At 71.9% G+C, this 26,289-nt stretch carries 28 protein-coding genes; 14 read left to right on the top strand and 14 right to left on the bottom strand.

Annotated features, from left to right (window positions below; genetic code table 11):
- Positions 1-96: 96 nt before the first annotated feature.
- Both ACWDEW_RS38600 and ACWDEW_RS38595 read right to left on the bottom strand, forming a co-directional pair.
- A complete protein-coding gene (locus ACWDEW_RS38600; protein WP_450519412.1) occupies positions 97-975 on the bottom strand; it encodes an alpha/beta fold hydrolase in 879 nt (292 codons plus the stop codon).
- A 27-nt stretch (positions 976-1,002) separates the two neighbouring features.
- Entirely contained in the window at positions 1,003-1,704 is a 702-nt protein-coding gene (locus ACWDEW_RS38595) for an SDR family oxidoreductase (protein ID WP_450519410.1), read from the bottom strand.
- Between the two features lie 377 nt (positions 1,705-2,081).
- Here ACWDEW_RS38595 and ACWDEW_RS38590 point away from each other — a divergent pair, with 377 nt between their 5' ends.
- Positions 2,082-2,651, top strand: a complete 570-nt coding sequence (locus ACWDEW_RS38590; protein WP_450519408.1) for a TetR/AcrR family transcriptional regulator — start codon at positions 2,082-2,084, stop codon at positions 2,649-2,651.
- Between the two features lie 24 nt (positions 2,652-2,675).
- Here the strand turns inward: ACWDEW_RS38590 and ACWDEW_RS38585 are convergent, their stop codons facing one another.
- Complete coding sequence (locus ACWDEW_RS38585) at positions 2,676-3,200, bottom strand: TetR/AcrR family transcriptional regulator (RefSeq protein ID WP_450519406.1); 525 nt, start codon at positions 3,198-3,200, stop codon at positions 2,676-2,678.
- Between the two features lie 90 nt (positions 3,201-3,290).
- Between ACWDEW_RS38585 and ACWDEW_RS38580 the strand changes: the two genes are divergently transcribed.
- The 3 genes from ACWDEW_RS38580 to ACWDEW_RS38570 are packed head-to-tail and all read left to right on the top strand — an operon-like array spanning position 3,291 to position 5,406.
- Positions 3,291-4,076, top strand: a complete 786-nt coding sequence (locus ACWDEW_RS38580) for an SDR family NAD(P)-dependent oxidoreductase (protein ID WP_450519404.1) — start codon at positions 3,291-3,293, stop codon at positions 4,074-4,076.
- Positions 4,073-4,657, top strand: a complete 585-nt coding sequence (locus tag ACWDEW_RS38575) for a sigma-70 family RNA polymerase sigma factor (RefSeq protein ID WP_450519402.1) — start codon at positions 4,073-4,075, stop codon at positions 4,655-4,657. The genes ACWDEW_RS38580 and ACWDEW_RS38575 overlap by 4 nt, the downstream gene beginning before the upstream one ends.
- Entirely contained in the window at positions 4,654-5,406 is a 753-nt protein-coding gene (locus tag ACWDEW_RS38570) for an anti-sigma factor (RefSeq protein WP_450519400.1), read from the top strand. Before ACWDEW_RS38575 ends, ACWDEW_RS38570 begins: the two co-directional genes overlap by 4 nt.
- A 56-nt stretch (positions 5,407-5,462) precedes the next feature.
- Here ACWDEW_RS38570 and ACWDEW_RS38565 read toward each other — a convergent pair whose 3' ends face one another.
- The 5 genes from ACWDEW_RS38565 to ACWDEW_RS38545 are packed head-to-tail and all read right to left on the bottom strand — an operon-like array spanning position 5,463 to position 10,894.
- Positions 5,463-6,260 (bottom strand): DUF1295 domain-containing protein, encoded by a 798-nt coding sequence (locus ACWDEW_RS38565; RefSeq protein ID WP_450519398.1) that lies wholly within the window; start codon positions 6,258-6,260, stop codon positions 5,463-5,465.
- The gene (locus ACWDEW_RS38560) at positions 6,257-7,567 is read right to left on the bottom strand and encodes a class I SAM-dependent methyltransferase (protein WP_450519396.1); all 1,311 of its coding nucleotides are present in this window, start codon (positions 7,565-7,567) and stop codon (positions 6,257-6,259) included. Before ACWDEW_RS38560 ends, ACWDEW_RS38565 begins: the two co-directional genes overlap by 4 nt.
- The gene (locus ACWDEW_RS38555) at positions 7,564-8,850 is read right to left on the bottom strand and encodes a class I SAM-dependent methyltransferase (protein ID WP_450519394.1); all 1,287 of its coding nucleotides are present in this window, start codon (positions 8,848-8,850) and stop codon (positions 7,564-7,566) included. Before ACWDEW_RS38555 ends, ACWDEW_RS38560 begins: the two co-directional genes overlap by 4 nt.
- On the bottom strand, positions 8,847-9,578 hold the full coding sequence (locus ACWDEW_RS38550) for a DUF1365 domain-containing protein (protein WP_450519392.1): 732 nt from the start codon (positions 9,576-9,578) through the stop codon (positions 8,847-8,849). Before ACWDEW_RS38550 ends, ACWDEW_RS38555 begins: the two co-directional genes overlap by 4 nt.
- Positions 9,575-10,894: an NAD(P)/FAD-dependent oxidoreductase gene (locus tag ACWDEW_RS38545; RefSeq protein ID WP_450519390.1), complete on the bottom strand. Its 1,320-nt coding sequence runs from the start codon at positions 10,892-10,894 to the stop codon at positions 9,575-9,577. The genes ACWDEW_RS38550 and ACWDEW_RS38545 overlap by 4 nt, the downstream gene beginning before the upstream one ends.
- A 591-nt stretch (positions 10,895-11,485) precedes the next feature.
- Between ACWDEW_RS38545 and ACWDEW_RS38540 the strand changes: the two genes are divergently transcribed.
- The 3 genes from ACWDEW_RS38540 to ACWDEW_RS38530 all read left to right on the top strand — a co-directional run bounded on the left by ACWDEW_RS38540 (position 11,486) and on the right by ACWDEW_RS38530 (position 14,862).
- Positions 11,486-13,102 carry a sulfite oxidase gene (locus tag ACWDEW_RS38540; RefSeq protein WP_450519388.1) on the top strand — a complete coding sequence of 539 codons (1,617 nt, stop codon included), beginning with the start codon at positions 11,486-11,488 and terminating at the stop codon, positions 13,100-13,102.
- A 70-nt stretch (positions 13,103-13,172) separates the two neighbouring features.
- A complete protein-coding gene (locus tag ACWDEW_RS38535) occupies positions 13,173-13,829 on the top strand; it encodes a fasciclin domain-containing protein (protein WP_450519386.1) in 657 nt (218 codons plus the stop codon).
- 313 nt (positions 13,830-14,142) lie between these two features.
- Complete coding sequence (locus ACWDEW_RS38530) at positions 14,143-14,862, top strand: MmyB family transcriptional regulator (protein ID WP_450519384.1); 720 nt, start codon at positions 14,143-14,145, stop codon at positions 14,860-14,862.
- Here ACWDEW_RS38530 and ACWDEW_RS38525 read toward each other — a convergent pair.
- Complete coding sequence (locus ACWDEW_RS38525; protein WP_450519382.1) at positions 14,819-15,478, bottom strand: MSMEG_1061 family FMN-dependent PPOX-type flavoprotein; 660 nt, start codon at positions 15,476-15,478, stop codon at positions 14,819-14,821. The two genes, ACWDEW_RS38530 and ACWDEW_RS38525, sit on opposite strands and share 44 nt — an antisense overlap.
- 148 nt (positions 15,479-15,626) lie before the next feature.
- On the opposite strand from ACWDEW_RS38525, the gene ACWDEW_RS38520 reads away from it, so the two are divergent.
- The 3 genes from ACWDEW_RS38520 (at position 15,627) to ACWDEW_RS38510 (ending at position 18,600) form a co-directional block, all read left to right on the top strand.
- Positions 15,627-16,631 carry a Rieske 2Fe-2S domain-containing protein gene (locus tag ACWDEW_RS38520; RefSeq protein WP_450519380.1) on the top strand — a complete coding sequence of 335 codons (1,005 nt, stop codon included), beginning with the start codon at positions 15,627-15,629 and terminating at the stop codon, positions 16,629-16,631.
- A gap of 110 nt (positions 16,632-16,741) precedes the next feature.
- Positions 16,742-17,392 (top strand): NADP-dependent oxidoreductase, encoded by a 651-nt coding sequence (locus ACWDEW_RS38515; RefSeq protein WP_450519378.1) that lies wholly within the window; start codon positions 16,742-16,744, stop codon positions 17,390-17,392.
- Between the two features lie 230 nt (positions 17,393-17,622).
- Positions 17,623-18,600 carry a TolB family protein gene (locus tag ACWDEW_RS38510; protein ID WP_450519376.1) on the top strand — a complete coding sequence of 326 codons (978 nt, stop codon included), beginning with the start codon at positions 17,623-17,625 and terminating at the stop codon, positions 18,598-18,600.
- On the opposite strand, the gene ACWDEW_RS38505 is transcribed toward ACWDEW_RS38510, so the two are convergent.
- A complete protein-coding gene (locus ACWDEW_RS38505; RefSeq protein WP_450519374.1) occupies positions 18,588-19,127 on the bottom strand; it encodes a hypothetical protein in 540 nt (179 codons plus the stop codon). The two genes, ACWDEW_RS38510 and ACWDEW_RS38505, sit on opposite strands and share 13 nt — an antisense overlap.
- 239 nt (positions 19,128-19,366) lie before the next feature.
- Between ACWDEW_RS38505 and ACWDEW_RS38500 the strand changes: the two genes are divergently transcribed.
- Both ACWDEW_RS38500 and ACWDEW_RS38495 read left to right on the top strand, forming a co-directional pair.
- On the top strand, positions 19,367-19,492 hold the full coding sequence (locus ACWDEW_RS38500) for a hypothetical protein (protein ID WP_450519372.1): 126 nt from the start codon (positions 19,367-19,369) through the stop codon (positions 19,490-19,492).
- Between the two features lie 63 nt (positions 19,493-19,555).
- Complete coding sequence (locus ACWDEW_RS38495; RefSeq protein ID WP_450519370.1) at positions 19,556-19,678, top strand: hypothetical protein; 123 nt, start codon at positions 19,556-19,558, stop codon at positions 19,676-19,678.
- A 102-nt stretch (positions 19,679-19,780) separates the two neighbouring features.
- Here ACWDEW_RS38495 and ACWDEW_RS38490 read toward each other — a convergent pair whose 3' ends face one another.
- Together ACWDEW_RS38490 and ACWDEW_RS38485 are read right to left on the bottom strand one after the other, a co-directional pair.
- A complete protein-coding gene (locus ACWDEW_RS38490; protein ID WP_450519368.1) occupies positions 19,781-20,557 on the bottom strand; it encodes a hypothetical protein in 777 nt (258 codons plus the stop codon).
- Positions 20,547-21,077: a SigE family RNA polymerase sigma factor gene (locus ACWDEW_RS38485; protein WP_450519366.1), complete on the bottom strand. Its 531-nt coding sequence runs from the start codon at positions 21,075-21,077 to the stop codon at positions 20,547-20,549. The genes ACWDEW_RS38490 and ACWDEW_RS38485 overlap by 11 nt, the downstream gene beginning before the upstream one ends.
- Positions 21,078-21,200: 123 nt before the next feature.
- On the opposite strand from ACWDEW_RS38485, the gene ACWDEW_RS38480 reads away from it, so the two are divergent.
- Positions 21,201-22,313: a sigma factor-like helix-turn-helix DNA-binding protein gene (locus ACWDEW_RS38480; RefSeq protein ID WP_450519364.1), complete on the top strand. Its 1,113-nt coding sequence runs from the start codon at positions 21,201-21,203 to the stop codon at positions 22,311-22,313.
- Positions 22,310-23,959, top strand: a complete 1,650-nt coding sequence (locus tag ACWDEW_RS38475; protein WP_450519363.1) for a transglycosylase domain-containing protein — start codon at positions 22,310-22,312, stop codon at positions 23,957-23,959. Before ACWDEW_RS38480 ends, ACWDEW_RS38475 begins: the two co-directional genes overlap by 4 nt.
- On the opposite strand, the gene ACWDEW_RS38470 is transcribed toward ACWDEW_RS38475, so the two are convergent.
- Both ACWDEW_RS38470 and ACWDEW_RS38465 read right to left on the bottom strand, forming a co-directional pair.
- Positions 23,960-25,522, bottom strand: coding sequence for a carboxylesterase/lipase family protein (locus ACWDEW_RS38470; protein ID WP_450519361.1), 1,563 nt, complete (start codon positions 25,520-25,522; stop codon positions 23,960-23,962).
- A 41-nt stretch (positions 25,523-25,563) separates the two neighbouring features.
- On the bottom strand, positions 25,564-26,127 hold the full coding sequence (locus ACWDEW_RS38465; RefSeq protein WP_450519359.1) for a GPP34 family phosphoprotein: 564 nt from the start codon (positions 26,125-26,127) through the stop codon (positions 25,564-25,566).
- Between the last annotated feature and the right edge of the window lie 162 nt (positions 26,128-26,289).

Here is a 26,289-nt window from a genome sequence, read left to right as displayed (position 1 = left end):
CCTTTGCATGCCACGACGCTGTCAGGCACATGCTCGAACCTGGTCCCGTCCCGCACTACACCCGAACGGGGGTGGCTGCGGCGCCCCTCGGGGCGGTCACGCCACCGCGTTCAGCAGGTCGGCCAGCAGGTCGGGCCGTTCCAGGGCGATGAAGTGGCCTGCTCCCGGCACCTGCGTGAAGTCGGCGGCCGGCAGCAGCTCCTTGTTGGCCTGCCGGTCCGAAGGACGGGACCAGTCCTTCTCCCCGTAGACGAGGTGGACGGGTGCCTTGACCTCCGGGTAGCGCGAGCGGGCGGCGATGAGGCTGGGCATGCTCTGGTACACGGCCCGGGCGACGCCGGGGTAGCCGGGGCGGCGACCCACCTGGAGGAGTTCGTCGAGGTAGTCCTCCCGCAGCGCGGTCCTGTCGACCAGCCCGCCCTGCAGGATCCTGCGGACGACGGGCTTGGGCTCGACCCCGGCGACCACCGGGCCCACCCCTGGAGTGAGGACACCGCCGACCACTCCACGGGCGAGAAGACCGGACCGGGCGATTCCGCCGCGGAAGTCGTACGCGTTCACCGCGACGACGCGCCGGACCCGCTCGGGCAGGTCGGCCGCGGCGGTCAGGGCGAGCACCGCGCCCATGGACTCCCCGACCAGCGTCACGTCGTGGAGGTCGAGTTCGGTCAGGAGTCGCTCGACGCCCGCGCGCATGGCCGGCTCGTCGTACGACGCCCCGGGCACGATCTCGGAGTAGCCCATCCCCGGCAGGTCTAGGGCGTACACGGTGTACCGGTCCGCGATCCGCGGGATGAGGTGGCGGAAGTGCTCGGCCTGGGTGCGCACGGTGTGCAGCAGGACCAGGGGGGCACCGGTACCCGCCTTGAGGTAACGCAGGGTCCCCTCGTCGCTGCGGTGTCCTGCGCGCGGGGCGAGGGTGTGGCTGGTGGTTCCCGGGATGTGGATCGTGGGACGTGACTCGTTGCTGGGCATCTCGCCGACTCCTTGTGTGTACGGGGGTTAGTTCGCCAGCTGGGCGTACAGTCCGGCCAGGTCGCCGGCCAGACCGGCCTTGACCTGCCGTGAGATGTCGTCGGCGAGCACCTCGTACGCGCCGGTCTCGACGCCGTCGAGGGCGAGTGCGGCGACGTCACGCGGGTCGGACTTGGGCGCCTCGACGTCCGCCGCCAGGTCCGTGTCGACGTAGCCGACGTGCAGTCCGGTGACGGCGATGCCGCGCGGCTGCAGCTCCAGGCGCAGGGAGTTGGTCTGCGACCACAGGGCGGCCTTGGACGCGCTGTAGGAGCCGCCGAGGGCCAGCCAGGACAGCACGGAGTGCACGTTGAGGAGGTGGCCGCCGCCGTTGCGCTCGATGAGGGGCACGAAGGCGCGGGTGAGAAGCAGCGGGCCGTAGAAGTTGGTCTCGAACTCCCGGCGTACGTCGTCGACCGGGGAGTCGAGGAACGACGCGCCGACCGAGGCACCGGCGTTGTTGATCAGCACGGTCACGTCCTGTGCCTGCGCGGCGGCGGCCGCCACGGAGGCCGGGTCGGTGACCTCCAGCGCCACCGGGACCGCGTTGGGGTGCGTCACCGTGCGCGGGTCGCGGGCCGTGGCGTAGACCTTGCCGGCACCGCGCGCGTACAGCTCTTCCACCAGGGCCTTGCCGATGCCTCGGCTGCCGCCGGTGACGAAGACGTTGGCGCCCTTGAGTGCGGTCATGACTGCCTCCACAGAATGAGAAACCGATCGGTTTCCATCACGGTAAACCGATCGGTTCCCAGGCGCAAGCGCAACCGGCCCCCCGGACTCACCGGGGCGTTCCGTACCCGTGGATCCCCGGGACGACGAGCCCGCCACCTGCCTGACCGGCCCGGTCGATGTCGGCGTCGTCCAGGCCGAGTCGGAGCTCGAGGTCGAGTTTTCCGACCGCGTCGTAGAGCTACTCCGGGACGGTGTCGGGCGCGAGATGGAGGTGGAGGACTGGCGGCAGGGGAATGCCTTCGACGCCGGAGAGGGTGCCCGTGAGGCTCTCGATCCTCCCGAGACCTGGAAACCGATCGGTTTTCATTTCGTCCGTTTCGGGTTAACCTCGCGGCATGAGCACCGAAGTGAAACTGAGCCCCAGGGAGCGGTTGCTGGAGGCGGCGGCCACGCTCACCTACCGAGAGGGCGTCAGCATCGGCGTCGAGGCGCTGTGCAAGGCGGCGGGGGTGTCGAAGCGCTCCATGTACCAGTTGTTCGAGAGCAAGGACGAACTCCTGGCCGCAAGCCTGAAGGAGCGCTCCTCCGCCTACGCGGCGACCCTCCTGCCCGCGGCGGACGACAACCGTTCACCCCGCGAGCGGATCCTGCACGTCTTCGAGCAGGTGGAATCACAGTCCGGGGCCCCCGAGTTCCACGGCTGCCGGTACCTGGCCGTACAGGTCGAACTCAAGGACCAGAGCCACCCCGCGAGCCGGGTCGCCCATCAGGTCAAGGCGAACCTGACCGCCTTCTTCCGCACCGAGGCCGAACAGGGCGGGGCGGACGATCCCGATCTGCTGGCCCGGCAGCTCATCCTGGTCTTCGACGGCGCCAGCGCCCGCGCGGGAATCCAGGCCGACAACCTGACCGGGCTCGTCGCCCCCACGGTGACCACCCTGCTCGACGCGGCAGGTGTGCACTGACACATCGCCGTCCAGAAAACTCCCTCACCGCCCGGTGCTCGCGGGAAGCCCGATGGCCGTAAGCGTGTTGCCGAGCATGCCGCAGGCGAAGAAGCTCGCGGTCGCGCCGGCATCGGCGCCCAGCGACAGGTGCACGGCGTCCCAGATTCTCGTCCAGCCGGCCCGGACGACCTCACCGATCAGGTCGTCGCCCTGCGCCACGGCGGCCGCCACGGCGACATATCCCTGCATCTGCATCAGGAGCGTTTCGGGGCGCGTCGACATCAGGTGCGCGTAAGCGCTCGTCAATGTCTGGCGGGCCTGCTCGCCATCCTCCACCCCGTCGGCCGCCCTCTCGAAAGCCAGGCGGGTGTCCTCCATGCTCCGCACCAAAGCGGCGACGAAGATCGCCTTCTTGTCCGGGAAGAGCCGGAAGAGATACGGCTGCGTGACACCCACCCGCTTGGCGATCGCCGCGGTCGAGGTGCCGTGGTAGCCGGTACGCGCGAACTCGGTGACCGCCGCGCAAATGACGTCCTCACGCCGCTCCTGCGCACTGATCCGGCCCATGACGGCATTCTCCCTGCTTGAACCTGCATACGGAAACCGATCGGTTTACTCTAGCGGAAACTGATCGGTTTCGAGTGAGCGCGGGAGTCCGTGCTGACGACGAACCGGCCGGTGGCACTCGTGACGGGTGCGTCATCCGGCATCGGGAAGGACACCGCGCCCGCCCTGGTCGCAGCCGGATTCAACGTGGTCGCCACAAGCCGCATCGCGTCCGCGCCCGGGTTCCTGCCCCAGCCCTACATGGCCGCCTACGCCGCCTCCAAGCAAGCGATCGAGGGCTGCACCGAGTCCCTGGACCACGAGATCCGCGACCACGGCGTCCGGGCGCTCATCGTCGAACCCGCCTACACCAGGACCGGATTCGAGGCAAAGGGCCGAGGTGTCACCGGCTCCAGTGCCTCACCTGCCGCCCGCCACCCACCGTGGCCAAGCGTGGCCAAGCGGTCAGTGGGCGGTGCGCCGACCCCGGATCCGGCCGACAGCAATCCGAACCCATGGGCAGCGCGGCACCTCCGGGTGTTCCGGGGAGGGGACCCGTGCCTGATACCCACGGATTTTTTCGGACGTACGGCGCATCCGCCGGCCCGCGCCCGTGCGAAGAGGCTGTGGAGGCGGCCGACACCGAACCGGACGGTGCACGACCGCGAGGCCGTCCCCGGTCGTACGGAAGGCCACTCGGTGCCAGTGGCCACAGTGGCGGGGCATCGCATGCCCACCGCCCGCCACGAGCATGGCCTCGGCGTGGTCGTTCGTCGTCCGGGCTCCCGCCGTCGCCGTCCGGCGTCACCTGCGTTTTCGTCGCGGTCGGGACCAATCCCCGGCCCGCGCAGGATCGGATTACGTCCGGAGATGTCCCAACCGCGGAGGGCGTTGTGAAAGAAGCCGTACATATCGGCAGAAACCCATCGATGGAGCCGGACCTGGAAGAGCTGGTGGGCCGCGTGGCCCTGGGGGACGAGCCCGCGTTCGCTTCTGTCTACGACGCCGTCGTGAACCCGGTTCTGGGTGTCGTACGTGCCGTGCTGCGCGATCAGGCGCAGTCCGAGGAGGTGGCGCAGGAGGTTCTGGTGGAGGTGTGGCGCACCGCTCCGCGCTACCGTTCCGACCGCGGGACGGCGATCAACTGGATCCTCACCCTCGCCCACCGCCGGGCGGTGGACCGCGTCCGGCACGTGGAAGCCGTGGCCGCCAGGGACCACAGGGCCGCGCTGCTGGAGCACACTCCCGAGTACGACGAGGTGACCGAACAGGTCGAGGCACGGCTGGAGCGGGAACAGGTGCGGCGCTGTCTGCGCACGCTGACCGAGATCCAGCGCCAGGCGGTCACCCTGGCCTATTACCGCGGACTGACCTATCGCCAGGTCGCGGAGTCCCTCGCCCTCCCGCTGGGCACCGTCAAAACCCGTCTGCGCGACGGACTCATCCGGCTGCGCGACTGCCTGGGGGTGACCGCATGACCACCGCCGAACTGCACCGCATGACCGGCGCCTACGCCCTTCACGCCCTGCCCGACGAGGAACGCGACGCCTTCGAGCGGCATCTGGCCGACTGCGAGCCCTGTGCTCAGGAGGCCGCCGAGCTGTGCGCGACCGCGGCCCGCCTGGGACTCGCCGTCTCCGTGACGCCTCGGCGGGAGATGCGCGAGCAGGTGCTGCGCCGCATCACGACCGTCCGTCAGGACTCCCCCGGCGAGCCCACGCCGATTCGTTCGGGCCGTGCGCGCCTGCGGGCCCGGCTGCTGTCGCGGTGGACGCTGGCCGCCTGCCTCGCGGCTGCTGCCGCGCTCGGCGGCACCACGGTGTGGCAGCACCAGCGGGCCGAGGACGCGCTCGGCCGGGCGCGCCGGGCCGAGCAGGGAACAGCGCAGATCAGCGCGGTGCTCGCCGCACCGGACGCCAGGACCGGGGTCGTGAAGCTGGCCGGCGGTGCCTCCGGCACCGTGGTCGTCTCGCACGAGCGGGACCAAGCGGTGTTCCTCGCCGCCGGGATGGCGCATCCGCCGGCGGGCAAGGTCTACCAGCTGTGGTTCGACGACGGGGGCACCATGCGCTCCGCCGGTCTGATGGACCCCGGACTCAGCGACCAGGCCGTCCTGCTGCGGGGGGCCGTGGACGGGGCTTCGGGCGTCGGTATCACCGTCGAGCCCGCGGGCGGCTCGAAACAGCCCACCACCAGCCCGCTCGCCCTGGTGGGCTTCCCCGCCTGAAGAGGTGTGGCCCCGCCGCGAAGGGCGGGGCCACACCTTTTCAGCGGGACCACACCTCAGCGGGGCGGGCGCGGGAAGAAGCCGCTCGTACGGGCCGCGTACTCGGCGTATCCGGGCCGCTGGGCCATGTGCCGCTCCAGCAGCCGCTTCCCGCTGCCCCAGATCAGCAGAGAGCTCATGACCAGCGGCGACACGACGGTCAGAGCGGCTGCCTCGGCGGAGTCGCAGGTGATCAGGTACAGCCCCCACCAGACGCAGAAGTCACCGAAGTAGTTGGGGTGACGGGTGTAGCGCCACAGTCCCTGGTCCATGATCCGGCCTTTGTGGGCCGGATCGGCCTTGAAGCGGGCGAGTTGGGCGTCCCCGACCGCCTCGAAGCACACTCCGAGTACTACGAGTGCCGTGCCGGCGGCGGCGAACGCCGTCAGGGGACCGGGCACATACTGTGCGGCCTGGACCGGCAGCGACACCAGCCACACCAGCGCGCCCTGGAGGAGGTAGACCATGCGCAGGGCGTACAGGTTCCGGTTGCCGGGGGCCTTGGCGAGCAGCTGGTCATAGCGCGGGTCCTCGCCGTGACCGCGGCCGCGCCGGGCGATGTGCCCGGCCAGCCGCAGGCCCCACAGTGCCGTGAGCGCGGTGACCAGGTAGCGGCGGCCCGGGTCGCCCTCGCCGGCCGAGGCCGCGCAGCTCGCGACGGCGACCGCGGTGAAGGCGATTCCCCAGGCGATGTCGACGATCCGGTGCAGACCACGCCGTACTGTGATCGCGAACGTCACCAGCATGACGGCGAGCGAGGCCGCCGCGGCCCATCCCAGATTCACCGCGAAGGCGCCCCATGCGAAGCCGCTCACAGCTGGTCCAGTCCCGCGTACCAGTCCCGGGGCGTCGCGGGCATGCCGGCGTCACCGCCGGGTGCCGGCCGTACGCTCAGGATCTGGTCGACTCCCATCCGCCGTTCCTCGAAGGCCAGGGCCCCGCCGACCAGGTACAGCCGCCACACCCGGGCCGTCTCCTCCCCGACGAGCCGCACGAACTCGTCCCACCGCTCCTCAAGAGTGCGGTGCCAGGCGGCGACCGTACGGACGTAGTGCTCGCGCAGCGATTCGGTCGAGCGCACCTCCAGCCCGGCCTCCTCCAGCAGGGCGACGGTCTCCCCGAGCGGGCGCATGTGCATGTCGGGAGCGATGTACGCCTCGATGAACGCGCCGCCGCCCGGCGCCTTCCTCCCGCGGGACATCTGCTGCACCAGCACGCGTCCCCGGGGCCGGACCAGGCGGTGCAGGGCGGCGGCGAACGCCGGGTACTCGGCGTCCCCCACGTGCTCGCCCATCTCGACGGTGGCGACGGCGTCGTAGGCGCCGCCCGCGATGTCACGGTAGTCCTGGCACACCACCTCGACCAGGTTCTCCAGGCCCCGTTCGGCGACCTGTTCGCGGACGTGGGCCGCCTGCTCCTTGGCCAGGGTGACGGCGGTGACCTGCGCCTTGTACTGCTGTGCCGCGTAGAGGGTGAGCGAACCCCAGCCGCAGCCGATGTCCAGCAGCCGGGCTCCGGGCGTGAGAGCGAGCTTGCGGCAGATCAGTTCCAGCTTGGCGCGCTGGGCGTCGGCCGGGGTGAGGTCCGGCTCGTCGCCGGTCCAGTAGCCGCACGAGTACGCCATGGTCTCGTCGAGGAGGAGGCGGTAGAAGTCGTTGGAGAGGTCGTAGTGGTGGCTGATGGCGGCCCGGTCGCGGGCCCTGCTGTGCAGACCGCCGCGCAGTCGTGCCTGGGAGGCGGGGGCGGGCGGCCGTGGTCCGGCCGCGCCGAGCAGCGCGGCGGTCGCGGTGGCACGGGCCAGGTCGGGGAGGCCGAGCCGTGGCGGGTGCAGGCGCCGTTCCCGTCCGGCCGCCCACATGGCGCGCAGCCCCTGCGCCAGCTCGCCCTCGACGTCGATCTCACCGGTGACGTAGGCCTGCGCCAGGCCCAGTTCTCCGGGCTGCCACAGCAGGCGGCGCAGGGCGCGCCGGGAGCGGACCACGACGACAGGTCCCTCGGCCGGGCCCGTCTCGCTGCCGTCCCAGGCGCGCAGCCGCAGTGGGAGGGGCCCGCCCAGCGCGGTCCCGGCGAGCGCGGCGAGCCGCTGGGCGGCGCCGGTGCGAACAGTGCGGACGGTGTTCATCGGGCGGGGCCCTCCTTGGTGAACAGGTACTGCTGCACGTCGAGGTATCCGGAGCGGAACCCTGCCTCGGAGTAGGCGAGGTAGAGGGTCCACATGCGGCGGAAGGTGTCGTCGAAGCCGAGCGCGGCCACCTCGTCGGCCCGCTCGGTGAAGCGTTCCCGCCACAGCCGCAGGGTCTCGGCGTAGTGCGCTCCGTAGCCGTCCCGGCGCTCGGTCCGCAGCCGGGTGTGGTCGTTCACGGCGTCGGCCACCGCCTCGACGGAGGGCAGCAGACCGCCGGGGAAGATGTACTTGTGGATCCAGGTGAAGGTGTCCCGGCTGGCCAGCATCCGTTCGTGCGGCATGGTGATGGCCTGCACGGCGGCGCGTCCTCCGGGGGCCAGCCGGTCGTCGAGGGTGCGGAAGTAGTCGGGCCAGAACTCGGCGCCGACGGCCTCGATCATCTCCACGCTCACGACCGCGTCGTAGGTGCCGCGGGCCTCGCGGTAGTCGCACAGGTCGATACGGACCCGGTCGGACAGACCCGCCGCGGCGACCCGTTCGAGGGCGAGGTCGCGCTGTTCGCGGGAGAGGGTGAGCGAGGTGACCCGGGCGTCGCGCGCGGCGGCCCGGATCGCGAGTTCGCCCCAGCCGGTGCCGATCTCCAGCACCCTGCTGCCCGCCCCGACCCCGGCGAGGTCCAGCAGCCGGTCGATCTTGCGGTGCTGGGCCGCGGCCAGCAGCTCCCAGGTGGCGGGCAGGGCGCGGAAGAGGGCCGCGGAGTAGGTGAGGGTGTCGTCGAGGAAGAGGGCGAAAAGGTCGTTGGACAGGTCGTAGTGGTGGCTGATGTTGGTACGCGCGCCGTCGGGGGTGTTGCGCTGGGCGTGCGGCCGGCGCAGCGCCCAGAGCCCGCGCAGCCGCTGCAGCGGGGCCGGGATCAAGGTGGCCGCGTTGTGGGCCAGCACCGCGAGGACGGCGACCAGGTCGGGGGCGTCCCATTCGCCGGCCATGTACGACTCGCCGAAGCCGATCAGGCCCTGGGCGCCGATACGGCCGTGGAACGCCGCCGGGTCGTGGATCTCCAGCAGGGGGCCGCCCTGCCCGCAGCTGGTGCCGTCGGCGAACCGCACGCGCAGCGGCAGGCGTTCGAAGGTACGGCGCAGCACGGCCGCGGTGACAGCCCTGCGGGCGGGGGATGTGGACGGCGGGGCGGCAACGTCGGGCCAGCGGGCCGGGTCGACGGCGGGGGGTGTGGACGGCGGGGCCGACGGCCGTACGGCGGGACGGTGTTCGGCGGTCGTCATGACGCGTTCTCCGGGGTGCGGTGGTGGGGGCGGGGCTGGACGGGCAGCCCTCGCAGGTACAGGCGGATGCCGTGCAGCCGGATGGCGGCGGACACGGCGAGGGTCGAGAACGGATGGCGCACGGCCAGCCGCAGCAGCGCGAACGGTGTGAGGTCGTGGCGGCTCCCGCGGACGGTCGCGGTGAAGGGCCTGCCGCCGGCGCGTTCGAGGTGCACGGTCAGGTCGAGCCGCTCGCCGGGGCGGGGCAGGCGCATGCGGTAGCGGCCGTCGACGGGGAAGAACGGCGAGACGTAGAACTTCTTGTCGGCGCGTGCCGTGTCCGTCCCGTCGGGAAACAGCAGGTAGCTGTGGCGTTCGCCGTAGGTGTTGTGGACTTCGGCGACCACGCACCGCGGGGTGCCGTCGGGGTCGTGGCACCAGTACAGGGTCAGCGGGTTGAACACATGGCCGAACACGCGGGCGTGGGTCAGCATGACGACCGGGCCGCCCGCCAGGTCCACGCCGTGCGTGGCGAGGAAGGCGTCGAGCCCGGCGCGCACGGACGGCTGCTCCCCGCCGAAGTGGTCGCGCGCGTCGAAGCGGGCCAACGGCCTTAGCAGAAGCGGGAGTTGGGGCGGACTGTCGAGGTCGATCAGCCACATGTACGTGCGGTGGCGCAGCCCGTAGCGGACCGGCGCGGTCCGTATGTGGCTGATCGCGCACCGGTAGAGGGCCGGCGGGGCACTCACCAGCGCACTCCCAGTACCGCGGCGGCCAGGGTTCCGGAGCGGCACCCGTCCTCGTGGAAACCCCAGCCGTGGTAGGCCCCGGCGTAGGCGGTCACGGCGGTGTTCAACTCGGGCAGTCGTGCCTGCGCGGCGACCGACTCCGGGGTGTAGACCGGGTGTTCGTACACCATCCGGGCGAGCACCCGCCCCGGGTCCACACGGTCCTGCCCGCCCAGCGTGACGACATACGTCTCGGGCGCGTCGAGGCGCTGGAGCCGGTTCATGTCGTAGCTGACCCGCACCTGGTCGGAGCCGGTCGAGCAGGCCGGCATCAGGTAGTTCCAGGAGGCGCGGGCCCCCCGCGCGCGAGGAAGCAGGCTGGTGTCGGTGTGCAGGAGCGTGGTGTTGCGGGAGTAGCGGAAGGCTCCGAGGACCTCCTTCTCCAGCGGCGTGGCATCGGCCAGCAGCCGGACCGCCTGGTCGGGGTGGGTGGCGACGACGACACCGTCGTACGACTGCGTGGTGCCGTCGTGCGTGGTGATGTCGACGCCGTCCGGATGCCGGCGCACGGCGCGCACCGGGGCCGCGAGGCGCACCGCGTCGAGGCGGGCGGCGATCCGGTCGACGTAGGTGCGCGAACCGCCCGTGACGGTGCGCCAGGTCGGGGCTCCGGTCACGGAGAGCATCCCGTGGTGGTCCAGGAAGCGGAACAGGTAGGCGGCCGGATAGCGCTCGGCGGTGGCGGCGTCGCAGGACCACACCGCCGAGACGAGCGGGGTCATGAAGTGGGCGCGGAAGTAGGCGGAGAAGCGCTCCCGGTCGAGGAACGCGCCCAGGGTGCGGGGGCTTTGGGGCTCGTTCGCGAGCAGGCGGCGCGCGGCGCGGTGGAAGGCTGGCACCTCGGCGAGCATGCGCAGGTAGGAGCCGCGCAGCGCGTTCCGCGGCCGGGCGAACAGCCCGGCGGGGCCACGGGCACCCGCGTACTCCAGCCCGCATCCCCCGCACCGCACCGACATGCTCATCTCCGACTCCTGCGTGGCGACGTCGAGTTCGTCGAAGAGACGCAGCAGCCGCGGGTAGGTGCGCCGGTTGTGCACGATGAACCCGGAGTCGACGCGCCGGGTCACACCGTCGCCGGAGGTCAGTTCGTGGGTGTGGGCGTGCCCGCCGAGCCGGTCGTCCGCCTCGTACAGAGTGACGTGGCGGTCGCGGCTCAGGACGTACGCGGCGGTCAGCCCCGCCACCCCACTGCCCACGACGGCGACACTCCGCCGCCCGCGTACGCCGTCGTCGGCCCCCCGCCGTTCCCACGGTCCGCTCCCTGACACGCGCGACATCGCTTCTCCTTCCGGTCGCTGCGGACACTCGTCTCGCGCGTAATCCGAAGCAGCCGCGGGAGCGGATTGGCCACATGGCCGGTCTTCCGTCGAACCGGTGAGGAACACCGACGCGACCCGAGCCGTGTCATCCGTTGCGGCCCACGCTGCCCCAGCACCCCATGCCGTCCCATCCGCGCCGCCGGTACGGAAAGGCGCCGGTGACCACGGCGACGATCACTGGGCGGCTCCTCTCGTCCGGTCTTCTCAGGGTTGGGCACTGCTGCGCCGCCCTCGTTACGCATGACTTCCGGGGACGGGCGCTCTACGGATGCGCCGAGTCGAGATCAAGGCGATGCCCGCGCAGACACGACTGCGGATGGCCGCGGGCCGCGGGCTTCGCGTCGGAAACCGGTACCCGGTACCCGGTACCCGGCGCCGCTGCGACGCCGAAATCAGCGAGCGACCACAAAATCCCGCCCAGCGGAAGAGAGTGAAATCCGACGTTGCCTTATATCCGTAGCCGGATCGGGCGCGGATTGGTCCGGGAAAAAGGTTCGTCCGATCGGGTGGACGACCAATCCGCGGGGCTTTCGGAACCGGATTCCCCACGTGACCGACGACGAGAAGCAAACGCGACAGCGCCTCACCTGGGCGCGCCCGACCCTGGGCGCGTGCAGTGGTGTGCTGGCCGGCCTCGCCTCGCTCGGCGTCGCTGAGCTGGTGTCGGCCGCGGTGCGTCCGCAGGCCGGTCCGGTCGTGGCGGTCGGCGGGGCGGCGATCGACCGCACCCCGGCCGCCGTCAAGGACTGGGCGATCCGGCACTTCGGAACCGATGACAAGCTGGTTCTTCAGCTCGGAATTCTCGTGATGCTGGCGCTTTTCGCGCTGGCGCTGGGAATTGTCGCACTGCGTTTTCGGCGCAGCGGCGCTGCCGGTGTTCTGCTCTTCGGAATTGTCGGGGCGGTATCGGCCACCAGTCGGCCGGATTCGACAAGCCTCTCCGACGCACTGCCCTCCGTGGTGGGCGCGATCGCGGGAGCCGCGGTGCTCTACGTCCTGGTGGGCCGCCTCGCCCGGCGGGTCCCGTCCGCGGAATCCGTTCAGGGCGAGCGGGAAGGCCCGCCTTCCGGCGCCGGCTGGGACCGCCGCGGCTTCGTGATCGCGGCCACGGCCGCCGCCGCAGCGTCCGCCGGGGCCGGCGTGATCGGCCGGACACTGAACGGGGCGAGCGGCCAGAACGCGGTCGCCTCACGCGACAAGCTCGTCCTGCCCCGCCCCGCCTCCCCAGCCGCCGCCGTACCCAGAGGTGCCCAGCTGCGGATTCCCGGGATCAGCGCCTTCACCACGCCGAACGGCGACTTCTACCGCGTGGACACCGCCCTCGTGGTGCCCAAGGTCAACGCCACCACCTGGACCCTGCGCATCCACGGCAAGGGCGTCACCCGCCCTGTCACCCTCACCTTCGACGACCTGCTGCGGCGCGAACTGATCGAGCGCGACATCACACTCACCTGCGTGTCGAACGAGGTCGGCGGCCCCTACGTCGGCAACGCCCGCTGGATCGGCGTACGACTGGCCGATCTGCTGGCCGAGTGCGGGGTGAAGCCGCCGTCGAAGGGCGGCCCCGCCGACCAGTTGGTGGCCCGCTCGGTGGACGGGATGACGATCGGCAGCCCCGTCGACGACGTGATGGACGGCCGTGACGCGCTGCTCGCCCTCGGCATGAACGGTGAACCGCTGCCCTTCGCCCACGGCTTCCCGGTCCGCATGGTCGTGCCCGGCCTGTACGGCTTCGTCTCCGCCTGCAAGTGGATCAGGGACATCGAACTCACCACCTTCGACTCCTACGACCCCTACTGGGTCAAGCGCGGCTGGGCCCGCAAAGCGCCGATCAAGACCGAGTCGCGCATCGACACCCCCAAACCGTTCGCCCGGCCCAAATCCGGGACGGTGATGGTCGCCGGAGTCGCCTGGGCCCAGCACCGCGGCATCGACAAGGTCGAGATCCGCGTCGACGACGGCCCCTGGCAGGAAGCCCGGCTCGCTGCCGAGGACACCCGCGACACCTGGCGCCAGTGGTCCTTCCCCTGGCAGGCCGCCAAAGGCGGCCACACCCTCACCGTCCGCGCCACCGACCGCACCGGCCAGGTGCAGACCGACAAACGGACCCAGACCATCCCCGACGGCGCCAGCGGCTGGCACTCCGTCGTCGTCACCGTCGACTGACCCCCGAACCACTCTTCCCCTTCCCCCTATCGCCGCAGCTCAGGCTGCACCGACCCACAGGAGAAACACCATGAGCACTCGTATCCGCCGTACCGCGGTCGTCCTCGCCGCCTCCGCCGTGCTGCCGCTGGCCCTCAGCGCCTGCGGCGGCAGCGGCAGCGACTCCACGAAGTCGGACTCCTCCACCAAGGCGTCCGCCTCCGCGACCGCGTCCGACGACAGCATGGCCGGCGCCGGCGCCACAACCTCCGACCAGCCCTTCGGTACGGCCTGCTCCGGTGTCCCCAAGAGCGGTGCCGGCTCCTTCGACGGCATGGCCAAGGACCCCGTCGCCACCGCCGCCTCCAACAACCCCGCCCTGTCCACCCTCGTGGCAGCGGTGAAGAAGGCCGGCCTGGTCGACACCCTCAACAACGCCCAGAACATCACGGTGTTCGCACCGACCAACGACGCCTTCGCCAAGATCCCGAAGGCCACCCTGGACAAGGTCCTCAACGACAAGGCCCAGCTGACCAAGATCCTCACCTACCACGTCGTCGGCCAGAAGCTGACCCCGAAGGACCTGGAGAACGGCTCCTTCGACACCCTGGAGAAGTCGAAGGTCACCACCTCCGGCTCCGGCGAGTCCTACACCGTCAACGACTCCGCCAAGGTGGTCTGCGGCAACGTCAAGACCGCCAACGCCAACGTCTACATCATCGACACCGTCCTCATGCCCACCAGCTGACGGACCAGCACGTGCCGGGCGCCCTGCGGTGAGCGCCCGGCAGCCCGACTCCCGTGACGGGGAGAAAGACAGGGGGCCGGGGCAAACGCCCCGGCCCCCTGGCACGCCGACGCACTCCTCACCCCCGCCCGATGAGCCGGCACACGGGTATGACGGCTCGGTCCGCTGCCGTGCGCGACGAGATCCACAACCTGTGGACGGCGCAGGCACCTCAAGCGATGTCGTGGACGTTGTGCTGGCTCAGGTCGGATGGTTGCACCGCGCCGATCCGGCGCCCCGCGTTCTTCGGCCCGACACGTCCGGGTGCAGAGCAGTGAACATCTCCGTGATCGCGTCGTACTCGCGCCCGTTCGCCGGCTGCCCGTCCGACGGAGTCCGTCCCGCCGCACGGTGGGGGACGCCGGGCCGGCCCAGCCACACGGTCCGCCCCCACCTCAAGCTGCTGCTGGAATCCCTCCGCCCCAACCCGGCGTACGTCATCAGCCGCAGCCTGGACCTGCTGGCCTGGAACCCCGGCGGACTCGCCCTCTACGCGGGCCTGGACGACTGGCCGGTCAAGCAGCGCAACCTGGCCCGTTACTTCTTCCTGCACCCCGCGGCGCGCGAGCTCTTCCACGACTGGGAGTGGCAGATCACCAACTGCGTCGCCCGCCTGCGCGCCATCGCCGGCACCGCCCCCGACGCTCCCGACCTCACCAACCTCGTCGGCGAACTCCTCCTCAAGAGCCCCGACTTCGCCGGACTCTGGGAGCGCTACGAGGTCACCGGCCGCAAACCGGCCCAGAAGACCTTCCACCACCCCCAGGTCGGCACGCTCACCCTCACCTCCCAGTCCCTGCACATCGAGGGCACCCCCGGCCAGCGCATCGGCGTCCACACCGCCGAACCCGGCAGCCCCGACCACGACGCGATGCTCCTGCTCGACATGGGTGGCGCGGGTGGCACGGGTGGCATGACCGCACCGAGTTCGGTGACCGCGGGGCGGCACGTCACTCGTACCGGTACTTCAACGAATCCGCCTCCGTCTGCCTGATGTCGTCGATCGTCAGGTCCGGCATCCGCAGTTGGGCCAGCGTCACCTCGGCCGAGGTCGGCTGGGCGTCCGCCGGCAGCCACTGCTCCGGCTTCCAAGCCCCGCTGCGCAGCAGGGACTTGGGGCAGTGCGGGTAGACCTCCTCGATGCCCACCACCAGCGCGCTGGCCGGCGGCTTGCCGACGGCGGTCAGCTGGGACAGCAGGTCAGGGCGGGTGGAGACGCAGGCCCGGCCGTTCACCCGCAGGGTGGTGGTGCGGCCGGGGATGACGAACAGCAGCCCGGCCCGTCCGGTGGCGATGACGTTCTGGAGGGTGTCCAGACGCTTGTTGCCGGTCGCGTCCGGTATCGCCACCGTACGGTCGTCCAGGACGGCGACGAACCCGGCGGGGCCGCCGCGCGGGGAGACGTCGCAGTGGCCCTCGACGTCCGCGCTGGCGACCAGGACCAGCGACGAGCAGCCGATCAACCGCCGCGTCTGCTCGGTGAGTTCGGTCATCTGCTTCCGTACGGCGGCTGCGCCGGGGAGGTCGTAGACGCGGCGCAGCACGTCCTGGTCGGACAGGGCGTCGAGACGGAGCGAGTCGAAGGCGGTACCGGCAAGAGGCGTCGTCATGCCTTCGACCCTAAACGGGGGACAGGGGAGACGAACGGGCGGACGGCCCTCCGGTGCCCCAACTCCCAAGCGAACCAGGAGCGTTGGATCCATGCGCGAGTGTGCGAACCTCCACCCCTGATCCACCCGGCCTCGCTAGCATCCGGTCATGCCTCTGCGTCGGCGCCACGACAGACTCGCCGCCCTGCCGCGCGACCCGCGAGCCGACGACTATCCGATGCCGACCGTGCCGTACGGCTGGTACGCCGTGCTCCGCGGCGAGGAGCTCCGGCCGGGCGAGGTCGTCAGCCTGCACTACTTCGGGCGGGCGCTCGTCGCCTTCCGCGGGACCGACGGCCGGGCGGCCGTACGGGACGCGCACTGCCCGCACTACGGCGCGCACCTCGGCGCGGGCGGCAAGGTCGTGGACGGCAGTGTGGAATGTCCGTTCCACGGCTGGCGGTTCGGGCCGGACGGGCGGTGCGTGGCGGCTCCGTTCGCGCGCCGGATCCCGAAGGTGTCGCTGGGCGGCCTTCCGGTCCGTGAGCACAGTGGGCTCGTCTTCGTCCACGTCGGGCCGGGGGAACCGTCGTGGGAGGTGCCGGAGATCCCGGAGTCGTCGTCCGGGCGGTTCGCCCGGCCGATCGACGACGTCTGCCGCGCGCGCATCCACGTCCAGGAGATGCGCGAGAACATCGTCGACGAGTCCCACTTCCACTTCCTGCACGGTCAGAGCGAACCCCTCGTCCAGGACTGGCGGTCGAACGGCCCCTTCGCGGAAGCCCGCGGCCGGATCCGCCGGCGCGTGCTCGGCCGGGACATCGACAACAGCTTCGACGCGTTCATGTACGGGCCGGGCGTCATGGTGGTCCGCACCCACGGCGCCGCCCTGTCGCTGACCGCCGTCGCGCTCACCACCCCCGTCGACGACAGCACGAGCGAGATGCGGATGCTGTACTACGTCCGCAAACCGGCCCGGTTCCCGTTCCTCGCGCCCGTCCTCAAGCTCGTCTTCCGGACCCAGGCCCTGGGCGAGGTGCGCGAGGAGCTGCGGATCTGGGACCACAAGATCCACCGGCCGCACCCGGTCCTGCTCCCCCACGAACAGGGCATCAAGGCCTTGCGCCGCTGGTACGCGCAGTTCTACGGCAGCGGCCCGGCGGCGAGTGCCTAGGCCGCGGCTGCCGGCCCGTGCGCCGAAAGTCCGGCGGTTCACGGCGCGGTGGGCGCACGCTCATGTCGGGACCGTCCTCGACTCCGGCAGGCGACCTTGCCGTCCGGCGTGTGGAATGTAGCCGAGGACGGGAGAACCCCGCGGACGTCCTCGCCGCCAAGCCCGCCCGCCTGGACCACGACAGCGCGGCGGCCGTACCCCTCGCCGCGCTCACCGCCTGGCAGGGACTGGTCGGGCACGCCGCACTGGCACCCGGGCAGCAGGTGCTGGTTCAGGGCGGCGCCGGGGGCGTCGGTTCCTTCGCCGTCCAGATCGCCAGGGCCCTGGGCGCCCGGGTGACGACCACCGCCCTGCCGCAGGACCGCGAGTTCGTCACCCGGCTCGGAGCGGACCGGGTCGTCGACTACAGCACCGAACGTTTCGAGGACCGGGTCGCCGATGTCGACATGGTGTTCGACGCGGTCGGCGGCGAGACCCAGTCCCGCTCGTGGGCCGTACTGCGCCCGGGCGGCACCCTCGTCAGCATCGTGCAGCCCCCGGATCCCGCCGCGGCCACCGACGCCTCCGCACGCGGCGTCTTCTTCGTCGTCGAACCGGACCGCGCCGACCTGGAGGCCGTCACCGAGCTGATCGACGACGGCCGGCTCACTCCGGCGGTGGACCGGGTCGTACCGCTGACCGAGACACGTGCCGCGTACGAGGCACTCGCCAAGGAGCACCGGCGCGGCAAGATCGTGCTGCGGGTGGGAGAGGGCGGCTGACGGCGACCGTCAGCAACCGCCTGGGGCGGGGACGCCGTCCCCGCCTCCCACCCACGGCGCTATTGCACACCTGTGACAGCCAACGCACAGCCCCGTCACCCGCCGCCGGAACACTGCGTGTTGTCGCGAAGGGCAGCAAGCCGAGCGGACCGGTTCAGGTTTCGGGGACGGCCGGCGGTTCCCGCGAATCTCTCGTCGCAGCGTCATTCACATCAGCAGGGGGAACCTCGATGTCCGCTCGTAACCGTCGGCGCGCCGGCGCAACCGTCCTCACCGCAGGTGCCGCCGCCCTGCTCGCCCTGTGCGGCACGGCGTGCGCCGCGCCGGCCGCCCCGTCCTCCGGCGGAGCCAGGGGCAGCGCCGCGATGGTCGCAGCGGCCGCGTCCACGCACACGCTCACCGTGCCCAGGGGACTGACCATCAGCAACGGCACCCGCCACGTGATCGTCAACGGCAGGTCGATCGACTTCGGGACCGCGGTCCGTGACCTGGCCTGGAACCCCGCCGGCAGCAAGGCCGCCTTCATCGACGGGCACGGCGACCTCGTCGTCTCCGACCCGGACGGCACCCACCGCGTCACCGTCGCCGCCAACCCGGGCGGGCAGACGTGGTCCCACCCCACCTGGCAGGTGACCGCGGCCGACCGGACGAACCAGATCCCCGCGAAGAACAACATCGTCTTCTCTGCGAAGATCCACGGCAGCACCGTCCTGGAGGGCGTCAAGGCCACGGCCAACCACGGCAGGCCGGCCAGGATCAGCCTGAACGGCGAGCCCGGGGAGAGGGCCCTCCCGCAGACCGACAACACCTGGCCGAACGTCGGCGGCAAGTACGGCTCGGCCGTCTACGAGAACACCCGCACCGGCGAGGTCTACATCCGCGACGACTACCTGCGCCAGCAGGGCGGCGCGCTGGCCAAGGGTTCCGAGCCCGCGCTCTCCCCCGACAACGAGGAGATCGTCTTCGTCCGTTCCGTCCACGGCCACGACCACCTCTTCGTGGAGGACCTCGGCACCTCCACGACCACCGTCAAGGACGTCACCCCCACCGCCACCACCGACTACACCGAGCCCACCTGGTCCCCCAACGGCAAGACCGTCGCCTTCCGCGCCCCGACCGGCACGTACACCATCACGAAGACCGCCCACGGCTTCGGCCGGCCCGTGAAGGTCTCCACCCACACCGGCCTGCCCGCCTACCGCGGCTGACCACCGCCCAACCGCCCGCCGGAGCGGGCGAGTTCGGCCCGGAGCTCGGGCAGATGCTGGTCGGCCGTGTCGTGCGGCAGGTACTCGACCACATCGAGAAAACGGAACAGGACCTGGCTCCTGGTGACGGCGAACTCGTAGTCGCCGAACCCCACCACGGCACCCATGTCCCCACGGACGGCGCCCCGGACGACATGAGCGGTCATGTCGTCCGGGGCTTCCGCCGTCAGCCCCCGCCGCGCGTTGGGACGCGCCAGGTACGGGCAGACCATCGAGGCGTAGAGCATGCACGCACGGTGCCCCGGCCCCTCCGGCGTCGCCGCCATGTTCCGGTACGGCCGCCCGGCGTCGAGCGCCTCCCGGATCGCCGAACTCTCCGCGGCACCGACCACCCGCCACACCGCCCCCTTGGGCATCAGCGTGCCGCAGACGGAACACAGCCGCTGCCGCGCACACTCCGCACTCCGCCCGTAGTCGGTGAGCGCGAACTGCGGTTCGCCGTCCTCCCACGGCGTGATGGCGGGCACGGGATACCCCCGACTGTCACGAGGCCTGCCCTCGACGGTCACCGGCATGGGAACGGAATCGAATCGCACACCTCATGGTCGTCCACATGGGCGCCCACCGCGACGGCCGATCGCAGATTCAGCGGCCCGGTGTTCTGGGCAACCGCCCCGGAAACTGGGCCATTTTGCAGATGCCCCACCCAACGCCCCCTCATAAGGTCCATGACACACCACCCCGAACCAGCCGCCCGAGGAGTGCCATGAGTACCGATGTTTCCCGCCGCCAGGTGCTCGCCGCCGGAGTGGCGGTGGCCGGAGCGGCCGCGCTGGTCGGCGGTGTCGCAGGAACGGCCGAGGCGGCGAGTGCCCCGGGCCGGTACAGGTGAGGAGGAGTCCAAGGTGAAGCCCACGATCGTCCTGGTGCGATCCCGCCGGCCTGCGAGCGCCGGATGTACAGCCGGGGGAACGCCCGCAAGGTCGTCGAAGTGCCCACCTCCTCCCACGTCGTGATGCTCAGTCACCCCGAGATCGTCGCCGGTCTCATCGAGGACGCCGCCAAGGCGACCGCCTGACACGCACGAACGGAATGAAGAACGCCCCGGTCCGTCATCACGGACCGGGGCGTTCCGGCTGCCTGCCGGCAGCCCTCCACCCTCACGACGGGGACTTCGCGTTCAATCGCCGGTGACCGAGATGACGGTGCCGATCTTCGCGTCCTGGTAGAACCACTTGGCGTCGACGACGTCCAGGCCGATCCAGCTGCCGGTGCCACTGGTGCCCTGTATGCCGAGGCTCTTCCCCTTGTAGGAGCGGGTGACGCCGACGTAGACCGGCTCGTCGTCGGCGTCACGCAGTTCGACCGCGAGGGAGATCTGCGTGAAGGAGCCGACTCCGTCGGTGGAGTCGGTGACCGTCACCACCTTGGTGTCGTGCCTCCCGTACACGGTCAACGGCCCGACGAATGCGGGGCTGTTGGAGGAGTCCGAGGTCAGCGACATGACCCGGCCATCGACGAACAGAGCACGCTTGGTGAGTTCCAGCGTGCCGGTGGCGGGCACCACGGAGACAGGGGTCGACGCCGTGGCGGAGGCGGAAGGCGACGGGAGCGCCGACCGGGACGGGACGGCGGACGCGGACCGGGACGGGACGGCGGACGCGGACCGGGACGGGGCGGCGGACGCGGCGGCACCCGGGAGCTGACGGCCGTCGTCCTTTCCCGTGAGGTCCAGGGTCAGCGCGTATCCGACCAGGGCGAGGGCCACCGCACCCGCGCCCAGCGTGCCGGCCGTCCGACGGCGTGCCCGGCGCACCGCACGGCCGCGGACCTGGGCGCCGGTGAGGACCGGACGGGCCGCCTGCTCCGCCTCCGCGGCGAACTCGCGGAGCGCGACCGAGAGTTCGTCGGTGTCGTCCACGAACCCGTTGGCTCCGGTGGAGAGTTCATCCGACACGGCCGCTCTCCTTCCGATTCCGAACCGGCACGTCCGCCTCGTCCGCCTCGTCCAGAGCCAGTTGCTTCGCCAGCGCCGCCCTTCCCCGGTACAGCCTGGCCTTGACCGTCCCCACGGGCGCACCCGTCTCGGAGGCTATCTGCTCGACGCTCACATCACACAGATGGTGCAGGACGATCACCATCCGCTGTGCCGTGGGCAGTTGGCGCAGCGCGGCGACAAGTGCCGGGTGATCGGGGCTGGGTCCGGGCGTCGACACGGGCGGTGGGGTGCGGCGCACCAGCTCCAGCCAGCGTCTGGCCCGGCGCCAGCGGCTGACCGCCAGCCGCATGGCGACCGTGCGGATCCACGCCTCGGGCGCCTCGTCCGCGAGGAAGTCCCCGCGCCGGTCCCAGGCCCGTACGAACGCCTCCTGGACCACGTCCTGCGCCTCCTCGCGATCTCCGGTGAACGCCGCGAGCTGGCCGGTCAGCCGGGGGAACGCGGCGGCGTAGAAGGCGTCGAACTCGTCCTCGGTCATGACCTCACCGGAGTCTTGGAATTTTCCCGTGCAACCTGCCCGCCGCACCGTGCGTACAGGAAAGACGGCGAACACGCGTCTCAGGATCCACTCCCCCCTCAGTTGTATCGGAGGACCACCGAAGTGCCCGACCCCCACGACGACTTCACGGCGTACGCGCACGCGCAGCTGCCCCGGCTGGTCACCACCGCGCACCTCCTCTCCGGCGCGACCGGAGACCCCCGCGAGGCGACCGAGCTGGTGCGGAGAACGCTGGTGGGAGTGTGCGCGCGGTGGCGCCGGATACCCCGGGACGACGTGGACTTCTATGTACGGCGGTCCCTGGTGAAGGAGTTCCTGCGCGGGGCGCACCGCCAACGGCCCCTGCCCGACGGTGTGTTGAAGGACACGTCCGCGCGGCAGCGGGCCGTGCTGGTGATGCTGCACCGGGAGGGTCTGCGGGAGGCGGAGGTCGCCCAGCTGCTCGGCTGGTCGGCCGGTGCGGTGAACAGCCGGGCCCGGCGGGGGCTGGCGGTGTGCGGGGGTGACGCGGGGCGGCTGCGGGGGCTGTTGGCGGAAGCCGCCGACGCGGCCCAAGTCGGCTCGGGGGACGTCCCGTTCGGCGTTCCGCTCGATGCCGTGAAGCAGCGGGGCCGGGCGCTGCGCCGCCGCCGCAGGGCCGTGGCCGCGGCGGTCTGCGCCCTGCTGCTCGTCCCGGCGGGTGTCCTCGCCGCCGGGCGGATCGTGGGCGGTGGCACCGCGGACGGGTCGGCCGGCGGGGCGGTCGACGTGGCGCGGAGCCCGATACGGATCGTCGCGCCGGGCGAGCGGGTGGCCGCCGTGCCGGGGGTGCAGGTGTGGCTGACGAGCGACGGCAAGCACTGGTCGACGCCACAACGAGCCAACCAGTTCCTCGGGTTGACCGCCGACAGCTACGCGAGGGGCTCGAAACCGGGTGCCGGGAGCGAGAAGCCGGCCGCATCCGTGCAGCCCGACCGGCTGAACGACTCGTACTTCCTGTCCGGCCTGTACCGCGGGCTGTCCGCCGACCCGGCGCGCGTCGAGGTCACCGTCGACGAGCGCACCATGACCGGCACTGTCCTCACGCTGGCGGGCAGTCCGGGCTGGGGCGTCTGGTACACGCGCGCACCGCTGTCGCTGGCGGAGCTGAAGTCGAGCTACGGCGAGGGCGGTCCGGCCGTCACGGTGTACGACGCGGCCGGCAGGGTCGTCGCGCGGGGCGGGGCCGACTGGTGAAGCGCACCGCCAGGGCCGCCAGGCCGCGCGTCCCGCTCCGCCTGCGGCTCCGCCGTAACCGGGGCCGGTTGCTGCGCCGGCTGATCATCGCCCTCCTCCTGCTGATCGTGGCGCTGTGCACGGCCGCGGTCGTCGCGTACCGGCTGACGGGGATCCCGGATCCGCATCCGGAGACCGTCACCCAGAGCACGGTCTTCGTCGACGACAAGGGCTCCTATCTGGGCCGGCGCGGTCCCGTGGACCGTCAGGAGGTGCCGCTGTCGCAGGTCCCGAGGTACGTCCAGGACGCCGTGATCGCGGCCGAGAACCGCACCTTCCGCACCGACGACGGGGTGTCGCCGCGCGCCATCGCCCGCGCGGTACTGGCCTCGCTGACCGGCGGCGAACGGCAGGGCGGCTCCACCATCACCCAGCAGTACGTCAAGAACGCGCTGCTGAGCCCGGAGCAGTCGCTGTCCCGCAAGGCGCGCGAGGCACTGATCGCGATCAAGCTCGACCGGACCCGCTCCAAGGACGAGATCCTGGCGGGCTATCTCAACACCGTGTATTTCGGCCGGGGTTCGGCCGGCATCGAGGCCGCCTCGCGCAACTACTTCGGCGTCGACACCCGGAACCTGACCGTCTCCCAGGGCGCCGCGCTGGCGGCGATCGTCAACATCCCGTCGTACTACGAGAAGGCGGGCTCCGATCCCAAGGTCACCGCGACGCTCCGGGCCCGCTGGGAGTGGGTGCTCGACGCGATGACGGCGAGCGGCAGCATCACGGCGAAGCAGCGCGCCGGGGCCGTGTTCCCCGCGTTCCGGTTCTATCCGCCGGGGGCGACCGAGGGGCAGCGGCAGTACATGATCGACGTGGCGGCGCAGGAGGCCGCCGACCGGCTCGGCATCACCGAGGACCAGTTGGCTCGCGGCGGCTACACCGTGCGTACCACCTTCGACCTGGCACTCCAGGACGCCACCACGGAGGCGGTCAAGGACATCAAGAGCAGCAAAGGCGTCACCCTGCATGCCGCCGTCGTGGGGATCGTGCCCGGCGACGGAGCGGTACGGCTGCTGTACGGCGGCTCGGACTACGCCCGGCAGCCGTTCAACGACGCGGGGGGCGGCGCGGTGGAGGCGGGTACGGCGCTGGACCCCTTCGCCAAGGTCTCGCTCGGCGCCCCGCTGACCGCGCTGCCGAAGACCGCGGCACCCACCCCGCTCAAGCTGGCCTCGGCCTACGCGACCGTGGCGGCGAACGGGATGTACGCGGCCCCCTACACGGTCACGAAGATCACCCGGGACGGCCGTCAGGTGTACACCGCGCACCCCGACACCCGGCGCGCGCTGGACGAGAAGAGCGCGTTCATGGTGAGCGCCCAGATGTCCAAGTCGTACGGCGACGCCCTCCCCGCGCTCCCCACCGCCCAGCGCGCCCCGGAGACCGTCTTCACGGCCGGCGCGGGCGGCGGCATCACCCGCCGCACCGTGTGGTCCACCCGCTTCGACCCCCGACTCGCCCTCACCACCGCCCTGTTCGCCGACCGCCCCGGAAAGAAGAAGAACACGACCACTCCGGCCCAGCTCCCGAACGACCCCCCGCCGACCCAGTCCGCCACGCAGACCACGGCACAGATCTGGCAACTGGCCACGGCGGGGACGGGATAGTCACCCGTGTGCGTCCCAGAACGCGCAGTGATGGCGGAGTTCCGCCGTTCGGGTGGGAAGGATGCGATCCGGCGCCAGGGAAAGCACCGCGTTCCGGGGCCAGTCGGGGGACGCGGGGCCGTTCGGGTCGCCCGTGCCGGCGAAGCGCGTCCAGTAGTCGATCATGGTGTCGGCCAGCCGGTGCTGTGCGGCGGTGAGGCTGCGGGGGCGGCCTCCCAGGTCGAACAGGTAGGGCAGTTCGCTCGCGTGCGGTGCGCCGAGCGGGAACGGCGGGGTGCCGGAGGTGAGCGGCGGGGCGTGCTCGTCGGCGAACTCGTAGCGCCAGGTGGGCACTTGGGCGGTGCGCAGGGCCGCGTCGGTGCGTGCCGTCGGGCAGGCGAAGTTCGCGTCGCCGATGACCGCGCCGAACGCCGGGCCGCCGTCGTCGGCGCGGCGCACCGGGTACTCGTGGACGATCGCCTCCGCCTGCCCCGGGGCGGGGAAGAAGGCGGACACGACGTCGGGCCAGGTGTCGGGCGTGACGGGGTTGCCGGCCTCGATGATGCCGGCGGCCCAGCCGTTGCCCTCGTCGTGGTTGTTTCCGATGAGGACGGGGACGTGGTGGAAGCGGCCGGCCGCGATCGCCGTCCCGGGGTCGGTGGGCAGCAACGGGGTTCCGTGGGCGGGGTGTTGATCGGTGTCCTGGGCCGCGAGCAGGCGCGGGACAGGCACCCGCCGCAGACAGGCGAGGACGTCGCGGGCGGAGCCGCAGCCGACCTTCGCCGCGAGGTCCGCGCCCGTGGCGCGTGCCGTGGACAGGGGGACGGAGGACGGCGCGAACGGGCGGTCGGGGCTGCCCGCGCACGGGCCGCTCTCGATGACCGCCCGGTCGAAGAGGCCCGCGGCGGCGGGTGAGGCGAGCTGGGCGCAGACGCTGTGGCCGCCCGCCGACTCACCGGCCAGTGTCACGTTCTGCGCGTCGCCGCCGAACGCCCCGATCTCGGCGCGCACCCAGCGCAACGCGGCCTGCTGGTCGGCCAGTCCGAAGGTGCCGGAGCCGGGCAGTCCCGTGTGGGCGAGGTAACCCAGGGCGCCCAGGCGGTAGTTGACGGTGACGACCACGACATCGCCCCGGGTCGCCATGCGGTGGGCGTCGTAGGAGCTGCCCGCTCCGGTGGTGAGGCCGCCGCCGTGCAGCCAGACGATCACCGGCCTGGGGCGGGCCGGTCCCGCGCCGTCGGGCGTCGTGACGTTCAGATGGAGACAGTCCTCGTCCGTGCTGCCCCCGGGCACCTCACCGGCCGGCTGCGGGCAGGCGCTCGCGGGACGGGTCGCGTCGCGCACCCCGGCCCACGGGGCGGCCGGGCGGGGCGGCGCCCAGCGCAGGCGGCCGACCGGGGGCGCCGCGTAGGGGATGCCCTCGAAGGTGCGGTAGCCGTCGTGGGCGGCGCCCCGCAGCACGCCGTCGTGGACGCGTACCTCGGTGGAGGTGGCGGTGGCGGTGGGCGGAGACCCGGACCAGGCCGTCGCGAGTACGGCGGTCAGGACGCAGCCCAATGCGGTCAGGACACGGTGTGCGCGCATGGTCGTCTTCTCCCCGTCGGCAGGTTGTCGGTTGTCGGCTGTCAGCCGCCGCCCATGCCGCCCTGCCCGGCGATCATGGCCGTCGGCAGCGTGCGTACGGCTTTCTCCAGGCCCGGCGCGAGGGCGGCGAGCGAGTCCGTGCAGGCGTCGATACGGGCCCGGTACGTCTTCCGGTCCCTGCGTGACACGACCGAGCGGATGCCGCCCGCGGCGGCCAGCGCGAGCAGCGCGGCATCGGCCACGGGCAGCTCGGTCACCGGGCCCTCTCCGTGCAGCGCCTCGGACACCCGGACGCGGACAGAGGCGAGCATCGCGCGGTCCCTGACGGTCGCCCGCCGGCTGCCGAACGGGGTGCGGGGCACCCGCACGGTGAGCACGCCCGCCGCGACGAGCCGGTCCTCCACTTCCGTCAGGGTCCGCCTGCGGTGACGGCGGACGAGCCGCTTCCAGTCGCGCCCGCCGCCCTCCCCCGGCCGGCCGCGCGCCGCGAGGTCGACCAGGGTGGCGGCCCGCACCAGCAGCCGGGTGCGGGCACGGTCGTAGGGGCCCTCGACCGAGTCGTCGTAGGCGAGCAGATACATGAGGCAGGCCAGGTCGTCGTCCACCCTTCGACGCTAGGGCCGCCCGCCCCGCGCCCGAATCGACCGCGGGAACGGACCCGCGCTGGGAACGCGGGAGGAGCGCGGCCCGGTGTCCTCCCTGAGGAGGAGGCCGGCGGCCAAGAACGGCGCAGCCAGACCAAGCCAGGTCGAAGACGACCAACGGCC

It is taken from the genome of Streptomyces sp. NPDC001100 (assembly GCF_053598575.1).
Note: the sequence above shows the minus strand (reverse complement) of the source record. Positions and strands in the feature narration are given on the sequence as shown.

Excerpts from the sequence above, each read along its gene's own strand:
- ACWDEW_RS38555 (WP_450519394.1), bottom strand. The coding sequence starts at position 8,850 with ATGACGACCGCCGAACACCGTCCCGCCGTACGGCCGTCGGCCCCGCCG.
- ACWDEW_RS38510 (WP_450519376.1), top strand. The coding sequence starts at position 17,623 with ATGTCCGCTCGTAACCGTCGGCGCGCCGGCGCAACCGTCCTCACCGCA.
- ACWDEW_RS38525 (WP_450519382.1), bottom strand. The coding sequence starts at position 15,478 with ATGACGACGCCTCTTGCCGGTACCGCCTTCGACTCGCTCCGTCTCGAC.
- ACWDEW_RS38585 (WP_450519406.1), bottom strand. The coding sequence starts at position 3,200 with ATGGGCCGGATCAGTGCGCAGGAGCGGCGTGAGGACGTCATTTGCGCG.
- ACWDEW_RS38545 (WP_450519390.1), bottom strand. The coding sequence starts at position 10,894 with ATGTCGCGCGTGTCAGGGAGCGGACCGTGGGAACGGCGGGGGGCCGAC.
- ACWDEW_RS38500 (WP_450519372.1), top strand. The coding sequence starts at position 19,367 with ATGAGTACCGATGTTTCCCGCCGCCAGGTGCTCGCCGCCGGAGTGGCG.
- ACWDEW_RS38590 (WP_450519408.1), top strand. The coding sequence starts at position 2,082 with ATGAGCACCGAAGTGAAACTGAGCCCCAGGGAGCGGTTGCTGGAGGCG.
- ACWDEW_RS38520 (WP_450519380.1), top strand. The coding sequence starts at position 15,627 with ATGCCTCTGCGTCGGCGCCACGACAGACTCGCCGCCCTGCCGCGCGAC.
- ACWDEW_RS38535 (WP_450519386.1), top strand. The coding sequence starts at position 13,173 with ATGAGCACTCGTATCCGCCGTACCGCGGTCGTCCTCGCCGCCTCCGCC.
- ACWDEW_RS38470 (WP_450519361.1), bottom strand. The coding sequence starts at position 25,522 with ATGCGCGCACACCGTGTCCTGACCGCATTGGGCTGCGTCCTGACCGCC.
- ACWDEW_RS38570 (WP_450519400.1), top strand. The coding sequence starts at position 4,654 with ATGACCACCGCCGAACTGCACCGCATGACCGGCGCCTACGCCCTTCAC.
- ACWDEW_RS38600 (WP_450519412.1), bottom strand. The coding sequence starts at position 975 with ATGCCCAGCAACGAGTCACGTCCCACGATCCACATCCCGGGAACCACC.
- ACWDEW_RS38595 (WP_450519410.1), bottom strand. The coding sequence starts at position 1,704 with ATGACCGCACTCAAGGGCGCCAACGTCTTCGTCACCGGCGGCAGCCGA.
- ACWDEW_RS38495 (WP_450519370.1), top strand. The coding sequence starts at position 19,556 with ATGTACAGCCGGGGGAACGCCCGCAAGGTCGTCGAAGTGCCCACCTCC.
- ACWDEW_RS38485 (WP_450519366.1), bottom strand. The coding sequence starts at position 21,077 with ATGACCGAGGACGAGTTCGACGCCTTCTACGCCGCCGCGTTCCCCCGG.
- ACWDEW_RS38560 (WP_450519396.1), bottom strand. The coding sequence starts at position 7,567 with ATGAACACCGTCCGCACTGTTCGCACCGGCGCCGCCCAGCGGCTCGCC.